The organism is Paraburkholderia sp. GW821-FHT02A12, assembly GCF_059422005.1.
This window is the reverse complement of sequence record NZ_JBWKWA010000002.1, coordinates 3,008,431-3,026,905: the sequence shown is the minus strand read 5'-3', so window position 1 is coordinate 3,026,905 and position 18,475 is coordinate 3,008,431. Positions and strand designations below refer to the sequence as shown.

Sequence of the window (18,475 nt, the reverse complement as noted above, 5' to 3'; positions counted from 1 at the left end):
TGATTGCGCTGCGCTTTGTTGCGCGGCCTTAAAGGGCGGTAAGAGCAGTCTGGAGGTTCGTGACATGAACAAATTGGCGCAGTTCATCTCTCTTGGGATGTTGCTTGTCGGGTCGGGTTGTCACGACCTGGAACGGTCCCGGGCAGTCGATAACCCGGCTGTCCCCGGAAAGACAATTGCTCTGCAAGTTTGCTCGAACTGTCATGGCATGAACGGCGTGTCGGTATCGCCGACCTTTCCCAAGCTGGCGGGACAACGACGGGAATACCTTGTCGCTCAGTTGACGGACTTCAAGAATCACGCCCGATCCGACCCGAACGCAAAACGATTCATGTGGGGCTTTACCCACTTGACCGAGGCGCAGATCGACGAGCTTGCTACGTATTTTTCAAGTCAGCACGCGGTTCTGGGTGAACCCGACGACCCGGCGCTCATTCACCAGGGGAAAGCGATTTTTACGTCGGGCCTGCCGGACAAGGGCGTCGCGGCATGCGTTTCCTGCCACGGCCAGCACGGCGAGGGGACGGACAAGTTTCCTGGTCTGGCTGGGCAGCACGCGGACTACATCGTGAAGCAGCTCAGGGTGTTCCAGCACAGCGAAGATAGGCCCCGCGGTGCAATCATGAAGGAGGTCTGCGCCAATATGTCGGAGCAGGATATGCGCGCCGTCGCGGCCTTCGTGGAGGCGTTTCCGCCAGAGACCGAGGCATCGGCCAGCCCGCCAGCCGAGCCGCAGGCGCCGGCCAGCCCCGAGGCCAGGCAATGAGCCCGCTTGCTTTACGTATCGCTGCGCTCGCAGGCGCAGCGATTCAGACGCGAGGCTGGCCGGCGGGTTTGCGTGGCGCGAATGAAGCGACGCCGCTCGACGACCGTTCCTTCCTGAAGCGCCTCGGCATGACCGACTGGCTGTTCGCCCTCGTGATGGTCGCGGGCGCGGGGTTTGCGCTGTCGCGCTATTACCCGTTCATGAACTACTACGACAAGCTGGTGCTGGTGTGCGCGGTGCCGGTGTTCGTCGTGCTCGGCTGGCGCTGGAAGCCGGTGCGCCCGCTGATGGTGGGCATCGCCGCGCTGTCGCTGTTTGCGATCCAGCTCTATCACGGCGATCTGGCGCGCGCCGATAACACGTTCTTCCTCAAGTATTTCCTGTCGAGCCAGTCCGCGATCCTGTGGATGAGCGCGCTCTTCATGTTCGCCACGGTGTTCTACTGGATCGGCCTCGTGTCGCGTTCGCCGACCGGCGCCGCGATCGGTTCGAAGATGACGTGGGCCGCAGTGGTGATGGGCTTTGTCGGCCTGATGGTGCGCTGGTACGAGTCGTACCTGATCGGCGCGGACGTCGGCCATATTCCCATCTCGAACCTGTATGAAGTGTTCGTGCTGTTCAGCCTGATCACCGCGCTGTTCTATCTGTACTACGAGCAGCACTACAACACCCGTGCGCTCGGCGCGTTCGTGCTGCTGGTGATCAGCGCGGCGGTCGGCTTCCTGATGTGGTACTCGGTCGCGCGTGACGCGCAGCAGATCCAGCCGCTCGTGCCGGCGCTGCAAAGCTGGTGGATGAAGATTCACGTGCCGGCGAACTTCATCGGTTACGGCAGTTTCGCGCTGTCGGCGATGGTGGGTGTCGCGTATCTGATGAAGGCGCGCGGCATGCTGGCCGATCGCCTGCCGGCGCTCGAGGTGCTCGACGACGTGATGTACAAGTCGATCGCGGTCGGTTTCGCGTTCTTCACGATCGCGACGATTCTCGGCGCGCTGTGGGCCGCCGAAGCGTGGGGCGGCTACTGGAGCTGGGACCCGAAGGAAACGTGGGCGCTGATCGTCTGGCTGAACTACGCGGCGTGGCTGCATATGCGCCTGATGAAGGGCCTGCGCGGCGCGATGGCAGCCTGGTGGGCGCTGACCGGCCTGCTGGTGACGACCTTCGCGTTCCTCGGCGTCAACATGTTCCTGTCGGGGCTGCATAGCTACGGCAAGCTATAGAAAGCGTCGTGCGGCGCTTGCCGCTCCGCTCACCCGCTCACTAGGACCTAGCTGCTGGCGGTCAGCAGCCGCCGATAGCGGGCGAGGACGCGCGGAACATATTGACGTGTCTCGGGCAGGGACGGGATACGGTAGCCGGCTCGAATCACCGCATTCTCTCCCGCGTTATATGCGGCCAGCGCGAGCTCCATGTCTTCCTTGAAGAGATCGAGCAGGAAGCGCAGATAGCGCGCGCCCGCCAGCACGTTGTCGCGCGGATTGAACATGTTGCCGTCGGAAAAGCGCCGCGCTGTGTCGGGCATCAACTGCATGAGTCCCTGTGCTCCTTTGTCCGATACCGCGTTCGGGTTGAAGCGGGACTCGACGTCGATCACGGCTCGCAGCAGTTCGGGCTGAACGTGAAACGTCCGGCTTGCTTCGTCGATCACATCGGCGAAACGCGCGATATCGATCGTAGCGCTGAACGTGGCGTTGGTTCGTTTCGCGTCGTGTTCGGCCGGCGGCTCTCCCGCCACGATGACCTTCAATCCCGCCTTGCCGGGCGCGTTGGTCAGGACGATCGCGCCCTTGCTGTCGACTGCGCCGAATATGTCCGCATGCACGACGCCGGCCGAGCTCATGCCGAGCACCATCGAGACGACTTGTATAGAGACGGCCCGTAGCGGGACGGCCCGTAGCGTGTAGATCGACAGGAAAGAAGGGCGCCTGCACATGTTCGAAATCCCCCCGCGTTGCCATTGTGGTTCGCGAAAAAGGACGTCAGCAATGGGGCAACCCCCTCCTTTTCAAAGCGCTGCGAGGGGGGCTTTCACCCCATGTGCAGAAACGTTACGTCTGTAATGGATTGTCACAGACGTCAGGATCGTGCGTCATTCGCAAGCTGCTTCAAAGAAAGAAAATAATTCCGGTGGAAGCCATAGCCAATAGCAGGTGTTATTGCTTATTGCCGGTTTGCGCGAGAAGGATGCTCTTATTCGTATTATTACCCATGTCGGATTCAGCCCTGAAATTATCATTTTTGAAACGTTTTGGGCCGGAATTGGTAATTCGACTTTACGTTTTGCAGCGCACAACTGCGCTGCAGGCGGGCCGCAGAGCGATGGCGCGAACCTTGCGAACCAATGCAGCGCAGGGAATAAAACAGTATCGTCTCACGAATATGTAAGCTTAAAGAGATGGAATTGAAAATAATTAGAAAGAAATAATTGAAAAAAATATCGACCCGCAAAAGGCGACCTTTCGGTTGTGCACTCAACCGGCCATGCCGAGGAGAGGGGATCGTGAATATCAAATATCGCGTACTGGTTGTCGAGGATCATGATCTGTTGCGCAACGGATTGTGTTCCATGCTTTCGGCGCAAGGCGATTACGACGTCGTCGGGGACGCGAGGGACGGCAAGGAAGCCTGTCAGCTTGCGATGACGCTCAGCCCCGATCTCATCCTGATGGATCTGTCGATGCGTGGCATGAACGGCATCGACGCCAGCGCGGCCATCAAGCGCCGCTCGCCGCACGTGCACATTATTGCGCTCACCGTTCACCAGACCGAAGAGTACGTACGGGAAGCGCTTCGCGCAGGCGTCGACGGCTACGTGCTGAAAGACGTGTCGTTCGACGAACTGATTGTCGCGATACGCGCGGTGATGCAGGGGAAAAAACATTTGAGCGCCGACGTCTATGGCTACATGGTCGACTCATTCATTATCGGGCGCGAAGCCGTCGCGCCGAAGAAGGCGTGGGACATCCTGACGGCGCGCGAGCGCAGCGTGCTGAAGCTGATTGCGGAAGGACGCACCAACCGGCAGGTCGGTCAGTACCTGAACCTCAGCCCGAAGACGATCGAGAAATATCGCGCGAGCGTCATGCACAAGCTCGCCATCGAGAATTTGACGGAGCTTGTGCTGGTCGCCATCAGCATGGGCCTGTTGACGTCTCTCGCGGCCAAGTGCGCCGAGCGCGATACCGACGACACGCTGGTGCGGTTGCCGGCGGCGCACCCCGGCTCGTCGGCTGAAGGTGGCGATATCGCGGAGTTGCCGGTGCCGCGGGTGAGCGGATCGGCGACAGGGTGAGGCGCGGGCCCGTCAGAGTGCCCAGCTCGCCGACACCAGCGTTCCACTGCTGTCGGAGGAGTGAACCGAGAGAAAGCCGCCCTGCGATTCGACCCGCTGTTGCATGCCGGTCAGGCCGAGCCCCGTAGAGCTCATTTCTTTCAACGAGAGCGGACGCGTGTCATAGCCGGTCCCGTTGTCCTGAATCGTGAGCAAGAGACCGCTCTCGATCCGTTGCAGCGCGAGCCGGATTTCAGTGGCTGCCGCATGCTTGACGCTGTTGTTGAGCGCTTCCTGCGCGACTCTGAAGATGTCTGCTTTCAGATGCTCCGGCACATCCCGGTCGTCGACGTCGCAGTGAAAGTTCACCACGAGATGCTCCGCGCCGCGGTCCACGCTTCGGCACAGCGTGCTCAGTGCCGCGGGCAGACCCAGCCGCTCGAGTGCAAGCGGGCGCAACTCGCCGCATATCTGCCGCATCTCGCCGATGGTCTCGCGGATCTGCAACACGGTGGCGTCCAGCTTCTGCGCGGCGTCTTCGGCTTGTCCGCGGCGCAGACGCATGCGGGCGTCCTCGACCATCAGCTTGATCAGCGTCAGCGCCTGGCCCAGGCCGTCGTGCAGATCGGCGGCGAGGCGTTGACGCTCCCGCTGCTGACCGATCAGCAGATACTTCAGCCGATTGCGTGCCCCTGCTTCGGATAGCTGAGTATCGTCCGCAAGCGGCTCTTCAGGCGCAAGCGGTTCCTCGAAGAGCGTCAGGCGTGCGCGGTCCTCGTCCTGGTCCGCTGCAATCAATTGCTGATGCAGTATGAGCCGGGTCGGGCGGCCAGTGCGCCCGGCCAGCAGCGTACTGAACGAATGAAACTCGCGAGCGGGATCCTCGGACAGCTGGGCGGCCAGCGAAGCACGATCGCTCGCGGGCGCCATATCCAGCAGCCGGCGGCCGATCAGCTCGCCGCTGGAATAACCCAGCAGCGCCGCAGCACTGCGGTTTGCCGACAGGAACATGCCATCCGCCGACACGATCGCAAGCGCTGCGCCGCGCGCGTCGGCGACGCTGCCCGCCTGCGGTTCATCGAGCCGGGCCGCGATCCCCAGCTTGCGCATCGCCTCGATGACATCGCGCAACTTCAGCTGTCGTCCCTCGGGCTGACTGGCATGCATGGGATCTCCCAGCGGGTGGGCTTAAGCGAGTTTTAAGCTGTCAACGGATTGTAGGCCTCCGTGTGCGCGTCTGCCAACGGGGCATGTACGGGCGTCAAGGGGGGGACACCCCGCGCGGTAGCTAGCGGGATTTTCCTCTGGCAGGCATACCCTACCGTGCTTTGGGGAGCTTCATCTAATGACGCGTGAAAGCGGAGTCACGAGACTGAACGGACAGGGCGGAGCGCGTGCGGCTGCGTATTGGGCGACGCGCCTCGTTCTTTCTTCCGTTTCTGGAGACCGCGATGAAGATGAACCGCACATGGATGATAGGCGCATTCGTGGTGGCCGGCACCGGGCTGACCAGCGTCGGCGCACTGGCGGCAACTGCCGCCGACGTGGCCGATGGCGCAGCGATGGAGGCGCAACATCACGAGATGACGGCGGATAGGCAACCCGCCGCTGCTGAAGGTTCAGCCGGCAACACGGCAATGGCGGCGCAACCTCACGGCGCCATGAAGGACATGAAGCCTGCGCCGGCTGAAGCTGCCGCCGCCGGCGCCGCGATGCACATGCATCACCACGACATGACGGCGGGGACGACGCGCTCCACCGCCGAATACACGCTGCCTGCGGTGACCCTGATTCGTGACGACGGCAAGGCCGTCTCCCTGGTCGACGAGTTGAACGACGGCCGCCCGGTCATCCTGACGTTCATCTACACGACGTGCACGACGATTTGCCCGATGGTCAGCCAGACCTTCGAGGAATTGCAGGGCAAGCTGGGTGTCGATCGTGACAAGGTCCATCTGGTGTCGATCTCGATCGACCCCGAGCAGGACACGCCGGCGCGCCTGAGAGCGTACGCAGCCCGGTTCGATGCCGGTCCCGAGTGGCAGCATTACACCGGCACGGTCGAGGCGAGCATCGCCACGCAACGCGCATTCAACGTCTATCGCGGCGACAAGATGAATCACACGGCGGTGGCCTTCTTCCGCGCCGCGCCCGGCAAACCATGGCTGCGCCTCGACGGTCTCGCGACGCCGGCGGACCTGTTGAACGCTTACCACGAAGTCGTCGCCTCGAACTAACCGCACGGGTTCCGGCCGGGAGCGAATAAAGTGGAGACGAAGTATCGGGTACTGATTGCGGAAGACCAGCATCTTCTGCGCGGCGGCCTCCGCACGATGGTGTCCTCACTGCCCGATTACATGGTCGCCGGCGAGGCGACGGATGGGCTCGAGGCCTGCTGTCTCGCCAGTACGCTGCTGCCCGATCTGATCCTGATGGATCTCTCGATGCCGTGCATGAGCGGCATCGAGGCCATCGCCGTGATCAAGCGGCAGACGCCGCGCATACGCATCATCGCGCTCACGATTCATTGCAGCGACGAGCACGTGCGCGCGTCGCTGGCGGCCGGCGCGGATGGCTACGTGATCAAGGATGCATCGTTCGAAGAACTCGTCAACGAAATGCGCCTTGTGATGCAGGGCAAACGCAACCCGGCTTTCGATGCTCACAGACACCGCTGCGCGGCGCCCGAGCCGCTTCCGGGCGTTCCGCAACCCACGCAGATCTGGAACACGCTGACCGGCCGGGAGCGCACGGTGCTGCGGCTCGTCGCGGAAGGCCACACCAATCGCCAGGTCGGCGAGCAGCTCGGGCTCAGTCCGAAAACCATCGAGAAACACCGTGCGAGTCTGATGCGCAAGCTCGGCGTCACCAACGTCACCGGTCTCGTGCGCATCGCGCTCGACATGGGCGTGCTCACGCTGCCGAGCCACACGGACGAGTTCAACGGCTTCCTCTGAACGGCGTGGGAACTGGAGGGTCTTTACCCATCCCTTTGGTCTGGTCTCCCTACTTCTTGCCGATATCGACCTGAACAAGAATGAATGAAACGGCTTCGGCGGTATCGGAGCGGTGAGTCGATAGAAGGGGAGAAACGTGCGCAACGAATCGTTCTCGATCAGGTCTGCCGTGCGTATGAGCGCCATGCGCACGGCACGCGTTCAACAGGCACCGCAGGCACCGCGGCGCAACGGCGGTTTCACGCTGCTCGAACTGCTCGTGGTGATGGTCATCATCGGTTTGCTCGCGGGTCTCGTCGCACCGCGTTACTTCGAGCAGGTCGGCAAGTCGAACGTCAAGATCGCGCGAGCCCAGATCGACTCATTGAGCAAGGCGCTCGATCAATACCGTCTCGACATGGGTGCGTATCCGACGACCGAGGAAGGTCTCCAGGCGCTCATGGTCAAACCCCAGGACGCGACGCACTGGAGCGGCCCGTATCTGCAGAAAGCGGTGCCGCCCGATCCGTGGGACCGCCCGTACCAGTACCGCTCGCCAGGCGAGCATGGCGATTACGACCTGTTCTCGCTCGGCAAGAGTGGTCAGGGCGGCGGCACCGGTGAGAACGTGACCATTTCGTCCTGGTAGTGTGCCTGGCAGTGTGCCTGGTAGTGTGCTGTCAGCAAGGAGAATCGACGTGAAGTACCTGCTGCGCGTCTTCGATACCCGCGGTTCAGTGCAGACGCTTCGCGTCGACTGCGATTCTTCTGCCGCTGCAACCGCGCTCGCGCGTGCGAAGGGCCTGCGTGTCGTGTCGGTGCGCGCGGACGCGCGGGGACAGCGCCGCCGCGCGAGCTGGTCGGCGATGCCCGGCGCCAGGTTCAACGTCGAATTGTTCGCGCGGGAACTCGCCGCCTTGCTCGAGGCCGGCGTCGGCGTGGTCGACGCGTTGCGCACGCTCGGCGGCAACGAACGCCGCGAAGCTTCGGCCGTGGTGTATCGCGATCTGCTGCGGCAACTCGAAGAGGGGCAGTCGCTGTCCGCGGCGCTCGAACACGCGAGCCACGTGTTTCCCCCGGTGCTGGTGGCGTGCGTGAAAGCCAGCGAACAAACCGGCGGTCTGGCCGACAGCCTGACCCGCTACTCGCGCAATAGCGCGTTGCTTCACGAACTGCGCGGCCGGGTGGTGTCGGCGGCGATCTACCCCTCGGTCCTGCTGCTGGTGGGCGCTGCCGTCGTGCTGTTCCTGCTCGGTTTCGTCGTGCCGCGCTTTGCGACCCTGCTCGAACATAGCGGACATGAATTGCCTTTGCTGTCGCAACTGCTGATGGCTTGGGGCGGCATGGTGCATGCGCATGGGACAGAGCTCGCCGTCGGCCTCGCCGTGCTGGTGGTGACGGCCGTTGTCGCGCTGCGCCGGGCGGCGGCGCGCAACTGGATCGCCGATCGCATGCTCGCGCTGCCCGGTATCGGCCAGCACTTCCGGGTGTTTCGCCAGTCGCAATTCTTCCGCACGACCGCGATGCTGGTCGATGGCGGCATCCCCGCCGTGCGGGCCTTCGATCTTGCCAGCGGGCTGGTTAGCCGCACCGATCAGGTTGCCGTCGCCGCCGCCATGCAACAGGTGCGCAACGGCGCAAAGATGTCCGACGCATTCCAGCAAGCCGGCCTCGCCAACGCGATTACCTATCGTCTGCTGACCGTCGCGGAGAAAACCGGCGGACTGGGTCCCGTGCTCGACCGGATCGCCGCGTTTCAGGAGGCGCAGGTGTCGCGCACGATCGATCTGATTTCGCGGCTGATCGAACCCGCGATGATGATTTTCATCGGCGTGGTGATCGGCGGCATCGTCGTGCTGATGTACATGCCGATCTTCGAAATTGCGTCGAGCATCCAGTAGGCCGGCCTTGGGGAACACGCATGGACACGATCAGCGCGACACCGGAAAGCCCCAGCATCGAGCTGCGCGACGCGCTGCGCGCGCTCGGCGAGCGGCACGGCTCCGGCATCCGGGCGCTGGAGGAATTGATGACGCAGGCGGCCCTGAGCGCCGACGAGATGGTCGTGCGGCTTGCCGGGCAGTTCCGCATGAAATCGATCGGCATGCAGGCGTTGAACCGGCTCGAAGCGGATTTCGACGTGATGCCGTTCGTCGAAGCGACGACCCGCTTGTGCGTGTGTTTTCGTCAACCGGATGAAGGCGGCGCGCTGCTGTTCGTGATCGCCGATCCGCTCGACGCCCGCACGCGCGGCAGCGTCGAACACCGGATGCGCTCGCGGCCGACCGTGCCGTATAGCTGGGCGCTCGCCAGCGTCGGCGACCTCACCGCGTGGCTCGCCGTGCGCGAGAAAGACGTGCGGGCGCTGGACTCGCTCGCCTTCGACGATCAGGTTCAGCATGCCGCCGACCCGTCCTCGCTCGCGCTGACCTTGCAGGGCATCAGCAGCGACGACAGCGCGGTGGTGCGGCTGCTCAATTCGACCATCTACGACGCGCTGAAGATGATGGCGAGCGATATTCACCTCGAATGCCGCGCGAACGGGTTGATGATCAAGTGCCGGGTGGACGGCGTGCTGACCGTGGTCGGCCGGGTGGAAGGCCGCGATGTCGCCGACCAGGTGTTGTCGCGCGTGAAGGTCATTTCCGAACTCGACATCGCCGAGCGCCGCGTGCCGCAGGACGGCCGCTTCAAGGCGCTGTATGCGGGCCGCGAGATCGACTTCCGCGTGTCGATCATGCCGAATCAGTTCGGCGAAGACGCGGTGCTGCGGATTCTCGACCGCTATCAGCTTTCGCAGGCCGCAGGCGGGCTGACGCTCGAAGCGCTCGGTTTTCAGCAAGACGACACGCGCTTCATGCGCTCGGTCGCATCCATGCCCTACGGGATGCTGCTGGTGACAGGGCCAACGGGCAGCGGTAAAACCACGACGTTGTACGCCATTCTCACCGAGATCAACGACGGCCTCGAGAAGATTGTCACGATCGAGGACCCGGTCGAATATCAGTTGGGCGACATCCTGCAGATTCCGGTCAACGAAGCGAAAGGTCTCACGTTCGCCCGCGGACTGCGATCGATTCTGCGGCACGACCCCGACAAGATCATGGTCGGCGAAATCCGCGATCCGGAAACCGCGCAGATTGCGGTGCAGGCGGCGTTGACCGGCCATCAGGTGTTCACGACGGTGCACGCGAACAACGTGTTCGACGTGATCGGCCGCTTCACGAATATGGACGTCGACCCCTACAGCTTCGTGTCGGCACTGAACGGCGTGATCGCACAGCGTCTCTTGCGGCAGTGCTGCGCCGACTGCGTGGTGGACGACACGGTCGACGCGGACACGCTGGTCCGTTCGGGCATCGACCCCGACGCCGCGGGCAGCTACCGCTTTCGCCGCGGCACGGGTTGCGCGGCGTGCCGCGGCAGCGGGTATCGCGGGCGGCGCGCGATCGCGGAAGCGCTGCGGATGAACGACGAATTGCGTCAGTTGCTCTCGGAGCGCGCGCCGCTCGGGCACATCAAGGCAGCGGCAATGCGCTACGGCATGCAGACCCTGCGCACGGCCGCCGTCGCGCTCGTGATGCGGGGCGAAACGACACTTGAGGAGATCAACCGTGTCACCATGGTTGAATAGTCTGCTAGCCGCCGGCGGTTCGCTGGCCACCGGCGGTTCGCTAGCCGCCGGCAGTTCGATCGCGGTCGGCGTCGGTACACGCGAACTGGTCGTGGGCGCGGCTAAGCCTCGCTGGATGCGGTTGCGCCGCAAGCCTGGCGAACTTCCTGAACCTGCGAGCATCGCCATCCCGGACGAGCAGTGCTTCACCGAAGCGGGCGTGCTCGGCGCGCTGAACCTGGCATTGGCCACCGACCCTGCGCCGGCAGAGCAGAAGGGCACGGCAAAGCGCGGCGCACGCATCGTGCTGGACGATTTCTGGGCGAGTCACACGATTCTGCGCGGGGACTTTCGCACTCTGCGCGCACGCGAAATCGAAGAAGTCGTGCTGGCTCATCTCGCCGATCTCTACGGGATCGATGCCGACTCGGTGCAGGTGCGCTTCTCGGTGCAGCGTGGCGGCCACGCGGTGTTTGCGAGCGCGATGTCCCGCACGCTGCATGACGGCATTCATGAAGCGGGCGCGGCTGCGCGCGTCGACATCCAGTGCCTCAAGCTGTGTCTTCCGGAACTGCTGAATCGCGCCGAAGACGCAGCCGGCGCCGGCCCGGCGATGCTGTTGTTCGTCGCGGATACGCTGTTGCAGGCGGTGCTCGTCGAGGCGAACTGCTGGGTCGCGTATGACGCGCAGCGTCTCTTTCCCGGCGACGCCAGCGACGCTGCGCGAATCGCGGCGCGCGCCGAGCAGGCGTTCGAGCGCCTCGCGAACCGCACGAGCGGCAAGCGCGAAGCGTGCCGGGTCTATCTGTATGGCAGCGAGATCGACCCGGCGCCGTTCGAAGGGCGCTTCCTGGCGACGCTGCGGCCCGCGCAACCGGCGCTGGATACATCGGTCGCGCAGCGCCTGATGGAGGCCGCGCGATGATGCCCCGTCTCCACATCGATTTTGGCCGGCACCGCGCGCTCACCGCGCCGGCGGGCATCGTGCTGCTGTGCGTGGCCGGCTTGCTGCTGCTCGTGAGCGGCGAACGCCTCTGGCATGCCTACGACGAAAACGACCGCGTGCAAGCGGAGCAGGAAGCGCAACGCCATCGGCTGTTCGCCAGATCACACCCGGCCACCGTGCCGCAGACGCCGGCGGCCAGACTGGCGGAGAGCCAGAGTCTCGCGGTGCTGCGCGAACTGACGGTGCCGTGGCAAGACCTGCTGTCGATCGTCGAAGACTACCCGGATCACGACGTCGCCCTCATCGGCATCGATCAGAGCCCCGCGCAAAGCCAGATCCGCATCACCGCGGAAGCGAAGAACTTCGACGCGATGATCGCGTATCTCCGGTATCTGCAGGCCAGCGTGCTGCTGCGTGAAGCGGTGCTCAACGATCACATCATCGAGACCAACGTGCCCGGCACGCCGGTGCGCTTCCAGATCACCGCCGTCTGGAGAAAATCATGAACCGCGATCAGTGGCAGGACAGGCTGCTCACCTTACGCTTCGAACTGCAGCGCTCCCTTGGGCTGCCTGGCCTGCTAGGCGCGCTGCTGCTGGGTGCGGCAGCGGTGGTCGCGGCTGCGATTCCGCGCGTGGAAGGGCAGCCGCCTGAACTGCGCGATCCGGCGTCGCTCGCGCAGACTGCAAAGGCCCGTCATGCAGCGGCGGAACGGTCAGCGGCTGTTGAAACGGTCTCACTCAATACGTTGCCCGAACTGTTTCCGGGGTTCGCGCAGAGCGCCGACGACATCGCGGCGATCCTTGCCCAGGCCCGTGACAGCAATCTCACGCTCGGTTCGGCAGAGTATCTCGTGACGAACGATACGAACGCGCATTTCGTCCGCTATCAGATGCTCTTGCCGGTCAAGGATCAGTACGGTTCGATCCGGCATTTTCTGGCCTCTGTGCTCAACAACGTGCCGAACGCGGCGTTGCGCGAAATCCATGTCGAGCGTCCCGCCGTGAACGGCAACGTGCTCGACGCGCGCGTGCGCTTCGAACTCATCTATCGGGCAGCGCGACCATGAAATCCGATCTCGTCAGGCGCGTGTTGCTTACGTTCTGCGGAATCGTTGCCGCGGGATTGAGCTTTCGCGAGTTGGCGCCCGCGATGCAGACGCCGGCGGCGGTCGCCGCGGCCAGCGGCGCACATCACGACGACGTGCGCGCGCGGACGGTCGCGATGCATCGCGAAGGCGCGGCATATGCGCCGGCTTCCGCATCGCACGTGGCGAACCCGGCCAGCGCGGCGGATGCGGCGCACGTGGTGAATGCGGCTAGGGCGGCCGGTGCGGCCAGCGCCGCTCAGCCAGCCAGGCCGGCCAAGGCCGCCAAGGCGGCGCCGACTCCACGCGAGAGGCTTATCGCGCTACGGGCGCCGCTGTCCCTGACGTCGGCGAACAATCCGTTCGTTGTGTCGTCATGGCTGCCGCCGCCACCGCCGCCCGTGGCGGCGCCGCCCGTTCCGGAGCCGGTGGCGCCGCCCACGGCTCCACCCGTGCCCTTTACCTACCTCGGCGAGCTGGATGAAAAAGCGGCGAAACCGCAAGTGTTCCTCAGCAGCGGCGACCGCTTGTTGATCGTTTCGCCGGGTGAGGTCGTCGATGGACAGTATCGTGTCGAGTCGATTTCGGAAAACGACGTGGTGCTGACCTATCTGCCGCTGAACGAGAGGCAGGTGCTCTCCACGCAAGCGAAGGAAAATAAATGAAAGCCGCATACAACCGGGGTGGAAGCCGCATCGGAGACGGCGGCTCGTCGATACACCTGTCGCCTGAGCGACTGTCTCGCGACGATCGCCCCGCTTTCAGCTGGGCTACAAGGAAGCGCTCGGCACTGGCGATCGCGGTCGCGCTCGCCTTCAGCGGGTGCATGAATCCGCCGACCCGGCAGAGCGAGCCGAACAACGCCGAGCTGCAGATCAACTATCTGCGCGATCGCAATCACCAGGCCGATGCGCTGCTCGATGAGGCGGACCAGTTGCGCAAGAGCTATCAGTTCGATGCGGCCGTTCAGAAGCTCTACGCGGCGAGCCAGATCGACCCGAGCAGCGAACGCGGCCGCAAGATCGGCGCCGCGCTCGACCAGGATCGCCGCGATCTGGCGAGCCTGCAGGAAGCGGACCGGATGATGCAGCGCGGCTCGTACGCGCTGGCGTCGGAACGCATACACCGTGTACTGGTCCAGAACCCGACCAACGCGATGGCGCTGCAGATGCTCAAGGAAATCGAGGACAAGCGCAGGCAGCAACGCTCGGCGAAGGAAGAGAATATCGCCGCGTCGTCGATCATGCGCACGCCGATTACGCTGCAGTTTCGCGATGCGAATGTGCGTATGGTCTTCGAAGCGTTGTCGCGCACCTCGGGCCTGAACGTGATCTTCGATCGCGATGTTCGCGCCGACCTGAAGACGACGATTTTCGTCACGAACGCGTCGTTGCAGGACACGGTCGACATGATCCTGATGCAGAACCAGCTCGACAAGAAACAGCTCAACGCGAATACGCTCTTCATCTACCCCGCGACCCCCGCCAAGCAGCTCGAATATCAGGAGCTGAAAGTGCGCACGTTCCAGTTGTCGAACGTCGACGCCAAGCAGGTCCAGTCGCTGTTGAAGAGCCTCCTGAAGATCAAGGAAGTCGTCATCGACGAGCGGGCGAACACCGTGACGATCCGCGGCACGCCGGACACCGTGCGGGTGGCCGAGGAAATGATCGCGGCGCAGGATTTGCCGGAACCGGAGGTCATGCTGGAAGTGCAGGTGCTGGAAGTGTCCCACGACCGCATGACCGACCTCGGCATCGAGTGGCCGAATTCGTTCTCAGTGGCGACGCCGTCCACGGCGAACACCTGGGGCGCGTTGCACCATCTGCCGATCAATACATTGAATGTCAGCGGCCTGTCGGCCACGGCCAACTTCAAGCTCAGCGACGTCGACGCGAACCTGCTGGCGAGCCCGCGTATCCGCGCGCGTAACAAGGAAAAGGCGCGGATACTGATTGGCGACAAAGTCCCGGTGATTTCGAGTTCGAGCACGCCGAGCACGAGCGGGCCTTCGTACGCGCAGATGATTCAGTACCTCGACGTCGGCATCAAGCTGGAGGTGGAGCCGCAGGTCTATCGTGACGGCGACGTCGGCATCAAGCTCAATCTTGAAGTGAGCAACATCACCAAGACGATTTCCAGCAGCAACTCGCAGACGGGTCTCACTTCGCTCGCTTATCAGATCGGCACGCGCAGTGCGTCGACCAGTCTGCGCCTAAGAGACGGCGAGAGTCAGATTCTCGGCGGCCTGATTTCGGATCAGGACCGCACGACGGCCGACAAGGTGCCGGGCCTCGGACAACTGCCCGTACTCGGACGCCTGTTCTCGGACCACAACGGCGACCACGTGAAGACGGAAATCGTGTTGCAGATCACGCCGCACATCATTCGTCCGCAGCTTTCCGCCGATGCGGACACGCAGGAGTTGTGGTCCGGCACGGATGTCAACGTCCACGCCGACCAGCTGCGGCTCGATCCGGTAAGCGCCGAAGCGGCTCAAGCGCTGCCGGCTCCGGCGGCGCATACGCCGGGCAACGTCGGCGGCGGCACGACTGGCGCGCCGCGCGAACCGCAGGCGGGCGCTACGGGCTCCGCCACGACGGCGCCGCCGACCAGCGCGTTTGGGCAGTTGCCGCCCGCGCCGCGCACGACGCCGCCGCCGGCGCCATACGGCGGCCGCTTCTCGACGCTGCCGAGCGCACCCGCCGCGCCGGCTGCGCCGCCGGCCGCCGTGCCGGTGCCGGGAGCGCAACCGAGCGGCGCCGAGGCCGCGCCTGCCGGCGAAACGAATGCGGCTCCGGCGGCGGCTCAGGCTCAAGCGCCCGCTCCGGCGCCCGCGCCAGCACCGGCTCCGCCGCCCGCATTTCCGCCGTCGAACATCGTGATGCCGCCCGGCGACATGCAGAGCGACAACCCGCTGCGTCCGATTCAAAACGGGTACTGAGCCATGAAGGTCCGGTTCGATGCGTTCCGCTTGCGTGTCCGGGCGCGCGCCGCTCAGCGCGGCTTCACGCTGATCGAGCTGGTCATCACGCTGGCGCTTGTCGGCATCCTCGCGCTCGCAATCGTGCCGTTCTCGGAGCTGATCGTGCAGCGTCAGAAGGAACAGCAGCTGAGCGCGGCGCTGCGCGAGATTCGTACCGCACTGGACGCCTACAAGGAAGCCAGCGACACGGGCATGATCGAGCGGGAGGCCGATGCGTCCGGCTATCCGCCATCGCTCACCGTAATGGTGACCGGCGTGCCCAACGCGAAAGACCCGAAAGGCGGCCTGCTGATGTTTCTTCGCCGCGTGCCGCGCGATCCGTTTTTCACGGGCGAAGCGGATGTCGCCCCGGAGGACACGTGGAACGTGCGTGCCTTCGGCGAGCCGCCGAACCAGGGCGACGGCGGTGAGTCTGTCGACAATCCCCCGGCCGGCAAGGACGTGTTCGACGTGTCGGCGAAAACCGATCGCGTCGGCATCAACGGCATTCCGTACAAACAGTGGTGACGTGCATCATGAAATCCGTTCTCGCGCGCAAGGCTGGCGGCTTCACGTTGATCGAACTGGTCGTCGTGATGGCGATCATCGGACTGCTGCTGACGATCGCCTTGCCGCGCTACATGCACAGCATCGAGCGCGGCAAGGAGCAGGTGCGTCAGCAGAACGTCGCGGTGATGCGCGACGCCATCGACAAGTACTACGGCGATAACGGCCAGTATCCGGAGACGCTCGACGAGCTGGTGACGAAGCACTATCTGCGCGCGATTCCAGTCGACCCGGTCAACGGCGACGACAAATGGGCTGCGATTGCATCGCCGGACGAAAGCAAGACGGGCGTGTATGACATCGCGCCGGCGAGCAGCCCGCAAGGTTCGGCCAAAGATCAAGCGGGAGCCGCGCAATGAACGCGGCGGCGCGCCGGCTGCACCCGCGTGGGCACTTGGCGCGGCGTGCCGGACAAGGGCAACGGCAGCGGCAACGGCAGCGCACCGTCGCGACGCGCGAGGACGGACTTGTTCTGCTGACGCTGCTGATTGCGTTGATGCTGATATCGATTGCGCTCGCGGGCGCGCTCGACGTGTGGTCGCTGGAACGGCAGCGCGAACGCGAGCGGCAGCTGCTGTTCGTCGGCGACCAGTACCGGCTGGCGATTCTTCGTTACTACCGCGCAGGACGGGCGCTTCCCGCCTCGATCGACGATCTGCTCGACGATACGCGCTTCCCGAAGCCCCTGCATCATCTGCGCCACGCCTATCCGGACCCGGTCACGGGGAAGAACGACTGGGTTTTCATGCGCCAGGGCGACCGCATCTATGGCGTCTATAGCAGTTCCACCGATGCACCGATCAAAGTTGCAGGCTTTCCGCGGCGTTATGAGGACTTCGAAAACCAGAAGACTTATGACGGCTGGCGATTCTTCTATCTGCCGCCTGTGCAGCGCAACTATTCGAACACCGATACGCTGACAGCGCCCCCGAAGCCGGCGACGACCTTCAATCCGATGAACAGCACGTTGCCCAGTTTCAACGGGCGCAGTGTGGGCGGCTTGCGGTGAGCGGGTCGATGCGCTGCATTGCCGCGCGGTGGCGGAGGGACGTTAGCGCGTCGGTTCGTATCAGTTTTCCGAAACTGCGGCAGCCGCCAGGTTCGCCGTAGTGTTTGACGGCGCGCCGCCGCGGCCGCTCATCGGATGCCGGTCGCTTCTCGGACTCGCGCCGAACCGCGCGCGATAAGTCCGCGAGAAATGCGATGGCGACTCGAATCCGCAGGCGACGCAAATCGACGTGATCGACATATCGGTCTGTTGCAGCAACTCGCGCGCGCGGTCGAGCCGCAACTGGAGATAGAAATGCGTTGGCGTGTCCTTGAGCGACGCACAGAACAGCCGCTCCAGTTGCCGCCGTGTCACGCCGATTTCCTGCGCGAGCCGATCCGACGTGAGCGGCTCTTCCATATGCTGTTCCATCACGCCGATCACCTGAATCAGCTTGCGGTTGTGCACGCCGTAGCGCGCCGCGATCTCCATCCGCTGATGATCCGAGCGTTGCCGGATGCGGCTCACGACAAACTGCTCCGACACCGCCGAGGCCAGCGCCGCGCCGTGCTTGCGGCCGATCAGATCGAGCATCATGTCGATCGACGCGGTGCCGCCCGCACAGGTGATGCGCCGCGCGCCGATTTCGAACAACTCCTGGCTCGCGTCCAGCGCGGGATAACGCTCACGGAACGCCGACAGCGCTTCCCAATGCACGGTCAGGCTGTCCGAGCCGCTAAAGAGGCCGGCTTCCGCGAGAATGAAACTGCCGGTATCGATGCCGCCTAGCGTCGCGCCGGCGCGGTCGAGGCGCTTGAGGCAATCGCCCAGCGTGCGCGCATAGCAGGCGAGCGGGTCGAAGCCCGCCACGACAAAGAGCGTCTGCACGTCCTTGACGTCGCCGATCGCCGCCTCGGCGTTCATCGAAATGCCGTTGCTGGCCGCCACCGGCGCGCCGTCGAGGCTCAAAATGTGCCAGCGGTAGAGATCGCCGCGAAAGCGGTTCGCGACCCGCAAAGGCTCGACCGCCGACATGAAGCCGAGCGCCGAAAAGCCCGGCAGCAGCAGAAACGAAATATCTTCGGGCATCGTGCGGGAACTCGACAGAGGAAAGACGCAGGCGGGCGCGGAGTTGCCGGACCCGGGTGGCCGGAAACCCGGATGGCCATCTCCGGATGACCGGCCTGCCGGATGGCCGAACTCCGGATGGCCGGCCTCCTCGGTTCTCCAGCGAGCGTAGCAAGCCGCGCGCGGACCGGCAAGACACGCCAAAAAACACGGCGGCGCCGATGTTGCGCCGCATCGCGCGCAATGCTGGGTTTCCCTCATGGTCGCACGC

Annotated in this window: 19 protein-coding genes and 1 pseudogene; 17 read left to right on the top strand and 3 right to left on the bottom strand. The window is 64.2% G+C overall.

The window, feature by feature from the left end; translation table 11 throughout:
• Positions 1 to 64 precede the first annotated feature (64 nt).
• Both AC07WT_RS35125 and ccsB read left to right on the top strand, forming a co-directional pair.
• Positions 65 to 766: a c-type cytochrome gene (locus AC07WT_RS35125; RefSeq protein WP_494950510.1), complete on the top strand. Its 702-nt coding sequence runs from the start codon at positions 65 to 67 to the stop codon at positions 764 to 766.
• Between the two features lie 98 nt (positions 767 to 864).
• Positions 865 to 1,986, top strand: a pseudogene (gene ccsB, locus AC07WT_RS35120) (c-type cytochrome biogenesis protein CcsB); the annotation flags it as partial.
• 47 nt (positions 1,987 to 2,033) lie between these two features.
• Here the strand turns inward: ccsB and AC07WT_RS35115 are convergent.
• Entirely contained in the window at positions 2,034 to 2,606 is a 573-nt protein-coding gene (locus AC07WT_RS35115; RefSeq protein ID WP_494950509.1) for a lytic transglycosylase domain-containing protein, read from the bottom strand.
• 310 nt (positions 2,607 to 2,916) lie between these two features.
• Between AC07WT_RS35115 and AC07WT_RS35110 the strand changes: the two genes are divergently transcribed.
• A complete protein-coding gene (locus tag AC07WT_RS35110) occupies positions 2,917 to 3,171 on the top strand; it encodes a hypothetical protein (protein WP_494950508.1) in 255 nt (84 codons plus the stop codon).
• 95 nt (positions 3,172 to 3,266) lie between these two features.
• Positions 3,267 to 4,058, top strand: coding sequence for a response regulator (locus AC07WT_RS35105; protein ID WP_494950507.1), 792 nt, complete (start codon positions 3,267 to 3,269; stop codon positions 4,056 to 4,058).
• Positions 4,059 to 4,070: 12 nt separating this feature from the next.
• Here the strand turns inward: AC07WT_RS35105 and AC07WT_RS35100 are convergent, their stop codons facing one another.
• Positions 4,071 to 5,204, bottom strand: coding sequence for a sensor histidine kinase (locus AC07WT_RS35100; RefSeq protein ID WP_494950506.1), 1,134 nt, complete (start codon positions 5,202 to 5,204; stop codon positions 4,071 to 4,073).
• Between the two features lie 284 nt (positions 5,205 to 5,488).
• Between AC07WT_RS35100 and AC07WT_RS35095 the strand changes: the two genes are divergently transcribed.
• The 13 genes from AC07WT_RS35095 (at position 5,489) to AC07WT_RS35035 (ending at position 17,157) form a co-directional block, all read left to right on the top strand.
• Positions 5,489 to 6,274: an SCO family protein gene (locus tag AC07WT_RS35095; protein ID WP_494950505.1), complete on the top strand. Its 786-nt coding sequence runs from the start codon at positions 5,489 to 5,491 to the stop codon at positions 6,272 to 6,274.
• A 30-nt stretch (positions 6,275 to 6,304) separates the two neighbouring features.
• Positions 6,305 to 6,994, top strand: a complete 690-nt coding sequence (locus AC07WT_RS35090; protein WP_494950504.1) for a response regulator — start codon at positions 6,305 to 6,307, stop codon at positions 6,992 to 6,994.
• Positions 6,995 to 7,169: 175 nt separating this feature from the next.
• The gene (gspG, locus tag AC07WT_RS35085; protein ID WP_494951117.1) at positions 7,170 to 7,622 is read left to right on the top strand and encodes a type II secretion system major pseudopilin GspG; all 453 of its coding nucleotides are present in this window, start codon (positions 7,170 to 7,172) and stop codon (positions 7,620 to 7,622) included.
• A 49-nt stretch (positions 7,623 to 7,671) separates the two neighbouring features.
• The gene (locus AC07WT_RS35080) at positions 7,672 to 8,874 is read left to right on the top strand and encodes a type II secretion system F family protein (protein WP_494950503.1); all 1,203 of its coding nucleotides are present in this window, start codon (positions 7,672 to 7,674) and stop codon (positions 8,872 to 8,874) included.
• A 20-nt stretch (positions 8,875 to 8,894) separates the two neighbouring features.
• Positions 8,895 to 10,607: a GspE/PulE family protein gene (locus tag AC07WT_RS35075; RefSeq protein WP_494950502.1), complete on the top strand. Its 1,713-nt coding sequence runs from the start codon at positions 8,895 to 8,897 to the stop codon at positions 10,605 to 10,607.
• Entirely contained in the window at positions 10,588 to 11,511 is a 924-nt protein-coding gene (locus AC07WT_RS35070; RefSeq protein WP_494950501.1) for a hypothetical protein, read from the top strand. The genes AC07WT_RS35075 and AC07WT_RS35070 overlap by 20 nt, the downstream gene beginning before the upstream one ends.
• Positions 11,508 to 12,038: a PilN domain-containing protein gene (locus AC07WT_RS35065; RefSeq protein ID WP_494950500.1), complete on the top strand. Its 531-nt coding sequence runs from the start codon at positions 11,508 to 11,510 to the stop codon at positions 12,036 to 12,038. Before AC07WT_RS35070 ends, AC07WT_RS35065 begins: the two co-directional genes overlap by 4 nt.
• Entirely contained in the window at positions 12,035 to 12,601 is a 567-nt protein-coding gene (locus tag AC07WT_RS35060; protein WP_494950499.1) for a hypothetical protein, read from the top strand. Before AC07WT_RS35065 ends, AC07WT_RS35060 begins: the two co-directional genes overlap by 4 nt.
• Positions 12,598 to 13,284: a hypothetical protein gene (locus tag AC07WT_RS35055; protein WP_494950498.1), complete on the top strand. Its 687-nt coding sequence runs from the start codon at positions 12,598 to 12,600 to the stop codon at positions 13,282 to 13,284. The genes AC07WT_RS35060 and AC07WT_RS35055 overlap by 4 nt, the downstream gene beginning before the upstream one ends.
• Positions 13,281 to 15,560, top strand: a complete 2,280-nt coding sequence (locus AC07WT_RS35050) for a secretin GspD/PilQ domain-containing protein (RefSeq protein ID WP_494950497.1) — start codon at positions 13,281 to 13,283, stop codon at positions 15,558 to 15,560. Before AC07WT_RS35055 ends, AC07WT_RS35050 begins: the two co-directional genes overlap by 4 nt.
• A 3-nt stretch (positions 15,561 to 15,563) precedes the next feature.
• Positions 15,564 to 16,109: a type II secretion system protein gene (locus tag AC07WT_RS35045; RefSeq protein WP_494950496.1), complete on the top strand. Its 546-nt coding sequence runs from the start codon at positions 15,564 to 15,566 to the stop codon at positions 16,107 to 16,109.
• A gap of 8 nt (positions 16,110 to 16,117) precedes the next feature.
• Positions 16,118 to 16,507 carry a type IV pilin protein gene (locus AC07WT_RS35040; protein ID WP_494950495.1) on the top strand — a complete coding sequence of 130 codons (390 nt, stop codon included), beginning with the start codon at positions 16,118 to 16,120 and terminating at the stop codon, positions 16,505 to 16,507.
• On the top strand, positions 16,504 to 17,157 hold the full coding sequence (locus AC07WT_RS35035; protein ID WP_494950494.1) for a type II secretion system protein: 654 nt from the start codon (positions 16,504 to 16,506) through the stop codon (positions 17,155 to 17,157). Before AC07WT_RS35040 ends, AC07WT_RS35035 begins: the two co-directional genes overlap by 4 nt.
• Positions 17,158 to 17,217: 60 nt before the next feature.
• On the opposite strand, the gene AC07WT_RS35030 is transcribed toward AC07WT_RS35035, so the two are convergent.
• The gene (locus tag AC07WT_RS35030; RefSeq protein WP_494950493.1) at positions 17,218 to 18,225 is read right to left on the bottom strand and encodes a GlxA family transcriptional regulator; all 1,008 of its coding nucleotides are present in this window, start codon (positions 18,223 to 18,225) and stop codon (positions 17,218 to 17,220) included.
• Between the last annotated feature and the right edge of the window lie 250 nt (positions 18,226 to 18,475).